Origin of the sequence: Methylobacterium sp. GC_Met_3, from assembly GCF_026540775.1 — a bacterium.
In the GTDB taxonomy this organism is placed as follows: Bacteria; Pseudomonadota; Alphaproteobacteria; order Rhizobiales; family Beijerinckiaceae; genus Methylobacterium.
This window is the reverse complement of the sequence record NZ_JALNUL010000111.1, coordinates 1-5,421: the sequence shown is the minus strand read 5'-3', so window position 1 is coordinate 5,421 and position 5,421 is coordinate 1. Positions and strand designations below refer to the sequence as shown.

The 5,421-nt window shown below is 64.4% G+C and carries 4 protein-coding genes; 3 read left to right on the top strand and 1 reads right to left on the bottom strand.

Annotated elements, in window-relative coordinates:
* Window positions 1–988, top strand: a 988-nt coding sequence (gene lptD / locus OXS27_RS31580) for an LPS assembly protein LptD (protein ID WP_267361600.1), incomplete at its 5' end; no start/stop codon positions are given.
* Between the two features lie 441 nt (window positions 989–1,429).
* On the top strand, window positions 1,430–2,326 hold the full coding sequence (locus tag OXS27_RS31575; protein ID WP_346733091.1) for an intradiol ring-cleavage dioxygenase: 897 nt from the start codon (window positions 1,430–1,432) through the stop codon (window positions 2,324–2,326).
* Between the two features lie 1,007 nt (window positions 2,327–3,333).
* Here the strand turns inward: OXS27_RS31575 and OXS27_RS31570 are convergent.
* Window positions 3,334–3,843, bottom strand: a complete 510-nt coding sequence (locus OXS27_RS31570; protein ID WP_267361599.1) for a DUF4142 domain-containing protein — start codon at window positions 3,841–3,843, stop codon at window positions 3,334–3,336.
* Between the two features lie 521 nt (window positions 3,844–4,364).
* On the opposite strand from OXS27_RS31570, the gene OXS27_RS31565 reads away from it, so the two are divergent.
* Window positions 4,365–5,414 carry a phytanoyl-CoA dioxygenase family protein gene (locus tag OXS27_RS31565; protein ID WP_267361597.1) on the top strand — a complete coding sequence of 350 codons (1,050 nt, stop codon included), beginning with the start codon at window positions 4,365–4,367 and terminating at the stop codon, window positions 5,412–5,414.
* The last annotated feature ends 7 nt before the right edge of the window (window positions 5,415–5,421 follow it).

Here is a 5,421-nt window from a genome sequence, read left to right as displayed (position 1 = left end):
ACTGGCCGGCCGGGTGATGCCGGCGATCGGCCTCGATTACCGCTACCCGTTCGTCGCCAATTTCGGCGCGCTCGGTGTCCACACCCTGGAGCCGATCGGCCAGATCATCGCCCGCCCCTCCGAGACCCGGATCGGCCACCTGCCCAACGAGGACGCGCAAAGCCTCGTCTTCGACGACACCTCGCTGTTCGAGTGGGACAAGTTCTCGGGCTACGACCGGGTCGAGGGCGGCGTGCGCACCAATCTCGGCGGCCAGTACTCGGTGGTGACGCCGTCGGGCTGGTACGCGAACGTGCTGTTCGGCGAGTCGATCCAGCTCGCGGGCGTGAACTCGTTCCGCCGGGGCGACATTGCCAATGTCGGACTCGACTCCGGGCTCGAGACCCAACGGTCGGATTTCGTGGGCCGGTTCCAGGTCTCGCCGAACCAGAACATCACGTTCATCACCCGGGCCCGGTTCAACCAGTCCGACTTCCACGTCGCGCGCCTGGAGACGGGGGCGACGGCCCGGTTCGCGCCGTTCCTGCCGCTGACGCTGTCGGCGTTCTACTCGTACTACGAGGCGCAGCCGCTGCTGGGCTACAGCCACTATCGCGAGGGCGTCACCGCCACCGCCACCTACAACATCACGCCGAACTGGTTCATCTCCGGCTCGCTGCTGGTCGACCTCACGCACTACCTCGACGTGCGCAACACCTATCAGGACGCGCTGACCAGCTACTTGGCCAACTCCGTCGGGACCGTGCCGGTTTATCAAAACCCGGGCCGGTTCTACCTCTCCGGGGCGAGCTTCGGCGGCGGCTACCAGGACGAGTGCAGCACGGTCTCGCTGAACTACATCAACTCGGCCATCGCCACCGCGACCGGCGTGCGCGAGCGCAACCAGACGGTGCTGCTGCGCGTCGAGCTGAAGACGCTGGGCGAAGCGGACCTGCGCCAGAACGTCAGCACCGCGATCGCCACGGACGGCATCACCTCGGTGCGGTGATGCGGCCATTCCGGCGTGCGAATGCACTTCACGCTGCACTCGGGGAACTACAATGGCGGGCCCTGTCGCCCAGGGAAATACCTTGGACTAGGCCAAAAATACGAGGTTCCTGCGGTTCGGCACCTACCCGACACCAGGCGACGTGGACCGTGACGCCGAGGGTGACCTCCCTTTCGAGGCGACCGACCCGTACCGGTACAGGTGCAAGGAGTTCAGTGCGCTCTACGAGCAGGTGGCCGCCGAGTGGGAGCCCAGGAATGGGGAATGCCTCTTGGCGCGCCGACAGCAGCTACTGCATCTACCGGTAGGAAATGCCAAAGCCTGCCGCCGATCCGTGCGCTAGAGTTCAGGGCTCAGAACTAACCCGACTAAGATCCACCTCCGGTCACCGCGCAGCATTTGCGGGAGGCTAGGCTGACTTCTTCACGTTCAGAAACAAACATGCCTCGATTTCGCACGTTTCTCAGCTATGCTACGTTTATGACTGATGCCACCAAACCTGCTACACATTTAAACCGTCGTCGCGCGCTCGGTATGGCCGCAGCTCTCCCTTTCGCTCTGGCCGGTAGCCGCAAAACAGCGGCGGCCGCTCCCGTTCCGCGATCCTGCGTCCTGACACCGCAAGCGGTAGAAGGGCCCTTCTACTTTGATCCACATCTCGTGAGATCGGACGTCACGGAAGGACGCCCCGGAGTCCCGCTAGTCCTCCGCATGACGGTGCTAGAGGCGGGGCCTTGCGCGCCGCTCACCGGGGCGCGGGTGGTCATCTGGAGTGCGGGCGCAGATGGCGAATATTCAGGCTACACCGGAGGGCCTGGTGGATCGCGATCGGCCGGAACGTTCCTGCGCGGCACGCAGATGACGGACCAAGTCGGGCAGGTGACATTCCGCACGGTCTACCCGGCTTACTACCCCGGACGCACGCCGCACATCCATTTCAAAGTGTTTCTGGATGACCGCAACGTGCTCATGGGCCAAACCTACTTCCCAGACGGTCTGAGCGAATATCTGTTCTCCAACGTTTCGGCTTATCGTAGCCAGTCGCTGGCCCGCGACACCTTCAACAGCACGGACATGCTCGCTCGAATGGACCCAGATCGCTTAGCCTTTTGTGACATCAGAGAGGCCGTAGACCACTACGTCGCCACGTTAATCGTGAGCGTGGATCGTCAAGGCGTAGTCATGTCCGGCGGACCTGATGGAGCACCTCCTCGAAGGCGACCTCCGGGCGGCTTCAGGTGGGCGCCGCCGCCGGGCTCACCCCCGGGGTTACACCGCTCGACCGAGCCAGCGATCATTGTGCCAGGCGTTCCTCTAGCCGATCAGCATCCGACCTGAGCAAGACCGAGCAGTGCCATCAAAACGCAGGCTTTAATGCCGGTCACAGGAACAGGACACCTTCATAAACGCCGGAATGGGCAGCAATTACAAGATGGGCGCACTCGCGTTTAGCCGAAAAGCTTACCGACGTTTATACAGAAGCGTGCCCGGTGAGGGCTCGTACCATGGAGGCTCAATGCGCGCATTCCTCAAAGGGGCCACCCTGCTCGTCGTTGCCACGGCCGGAGCGGCAGCTTAGCCCTATGATGATAGGCGGCCGCCGCCAGGGGCTGAGGATTTCGACCGCGCCCCTCCGCCCCCACATCGCTTCCGACCACCGCCACCGGATTTTGAAGACGACCGACCACCGCCTCATCATCGTGGGCCGCCGCCAGACGATGACGATGATGAGCCGCCTCCGCCCCCTCCGAGGCGCTACTAAAGCACAATCGCGACTGACTCTACAGGTTGTGGCGAGCAGCTTCGGGCCGCTCGCTATGCTGGACGCAGCCCCAGCAATCGCGGGTCGAATTTGTGGTTGGAGGACACAGGCTGTGCCCGGGTCGAGGCGGAGGGTGGTGGCCGCAAGTCGTGTCGAATCACGCCTGACGGCGAGGCCTTCCACACCACCAACCGCGGCCTCGTCGAAGCCCTGCTCGCCTGCGTCACATCGCACGGAGGCGGCCCCCGTCACGGCGAACCTGCGCCCGTGAGGCGCATTATGGAGAATCTCAAGCTGGCGCTGCGCCTGCGCCTCAGAAGCGGATCAGTCGACCAAGCGGTGGCCGAGCGAATTGCCGCCGCCCTCGATACAGCAGCTCTGACTGTGGAGCGCGCCTGTTGGACGAGAAGATCGCGGCGGTACTCGATGCCTGACGCGCCAGACACATTGCGGCTTCCACAAGGCCGTCCTCAGATCCATCTCGGACTCAGCAACCGCGGTGCGGTCAGGGTGAGCGCGAGGCCGAGCGAGCCGTGATGATATGGCCGCCCGGCCGGCGCGCAACATAACGCTTGAAGCGATCTTAGTTCGTCTTCGCAGCGAGTTCGCCAAGGTGGCGTTGCACGATGCGGTGAGTCTCGGCGGCGAAGGCTTTAAGATCCGAATTAGTGCCGGACTTGGCCTCCTTGGCAAAAGCGGCGCCGTCGGCATCATGGATCGCCTTCATGTCTTTGACATAGGCCGCATCGAAAGCTGCACCCGATAGACCTTTCATCCGATCGAGCCGACCCTGGAACTCAGCGTTGAGTGTGTCCGGGAAGGAGAGCCCGGCGCCGGTGGCGATCGATTTCAGCTTGTCGCCAACGAGGCCATGGTCATGCGCCTCGGTGTTACCTTGGTCTTTGATGTCCTGACGCGCACCCTTGTCTTCGGCGAGCTTCCCAAGCTCGACCTCGTACATCCCGCCCTGCGAAACTTTGGCGACGAAGGTCTTATCTTCATCGGACATAGTTGCAGCTTGCGCTGCCACGAGGCCAGCTAGCGACAAAGTTGCAGCAATGAAAAGGCGAGCGGTTGGTCGGCTGTAGGGCATGGGACAAAACTCCTGTCGCGCGATATAAACTCTCTGACCATCTGGATGATGCATCACGGTTTGATGATCTTGCGATAGAAGCTACAGCGCGTCGACGCGGCTTGAGGTGATCGAGAAGCCCTTGGCCTTGACCCTGCACTAACTTTGAACTCGAACCCCCTCGTGGGGGCGGGTCAATCCGCAAATACAAACAATGTCTCGATCGGCAGGCGCGTGCGACCGCCGCTCTGCTGTGGAAGGCGACGTGTCGGCCCCACGCTTCTGAAGGAGGGAGCCTCATTCTGCAGCCTCGCGGCCAGCGGCACCGTCGAAGGGCTGCCGAGGGGGAGCGGCCGACCTCGACCGATGCGATCCTCTGAGAATACTCGCGGGCGGTAGAGCGGGCCGAGCCATGCGGTGACGGTCTACGCGCAGCCGATTTGACAAGCCTCAGGTTCGTCCTGATTTCGCCTCACCGAAGAAGTGAGATTGCTGTGTTGGCTACGGGGTGCCGACCTGATCGCCACAGGAACGCCGTACCCGTGAAATCCGCCACTCTTCTCGGTCGCACTTTGGCGTCGCCGCTCTGGGCAGCTCAGCTCCTGACCGGAGCGAAGTCGTTCGTCGACAACCCGATTCTCGGCTCGGAGCGACTCAACCGGGCCGGCCTGCACACGCTGCGGGTGCGGCTCGCCCACGCCATGGCGGCCCTGCGCTGCCGTCAGCTCGCCCATCTGGTGAGTGCCCGGGACCGCGCCGACTTCGCCCGCGACGGCTTCATCAAGCGCAGCGACTTCATGCCGGCCGACCTGCACCGGGCCGTCTACGCCGAGGTGACCAGCGTCGCCGCGGAGGGCCGGGAGCAGGTGCAGGGCGATACCGTGACCCGCCGCATCCCCCTCGACCCGGAGACGCTGAGGCGGATGCCGGCCATGCGCCAGCTCCTGGCGCTGCCGGAGTGGAAGAACCTGCTGGGCTATGTGGCGAGCTTCAACTGCGAGCCGATCCTGACCGTGCAGACGATCCTCTCGCACGTCACCGATGCGCCCCCGGACCCGCAGACCAACTTCCACATCGACACCTTCCATCCGGCCATGAAAGCGTGGCTGTTCCTGACCGATGTCGCCGCCGACGAGGGACCGTTCACCTACGTGCTGGGCTCGCACTGCTTGACCAAGCGGCGGCTCGCCTGGGAGCGGCGCACCGCGATCAACGCGGCGCGCGGCCTTGACCGCCTCAGCGGCCGCGGCTCGTTCCGGGCGATGCCTGCGGAGCTGAAGCGGATGGGCTACGCCGACCCGGTCGCCTTCGCGGTCCCGGGCAACACCCTGGTGGTGGGCGATACGGTGGGCTTCCACGCCCGCGGCCCGTCCCTGCGGCCGGCGGTGCGCATCGAGGTCTGGGCCTATGACCGGCACAACCCGTTCCTGCCGTTCGCCGGCTTCGACGTCTGGTCGCTGACGGGCCTCGCCCGCTGGCGTACCCGGCTCGAGTGGTGGCTTCTCGACCGGTTGGAGCAGTTCGGCCTGCGCCGCAACGTCTGGCGCCCGGTCGGTCCCCTGACCGCCGACGCGCCGCCCCGGATCGTCTGAGCGACTA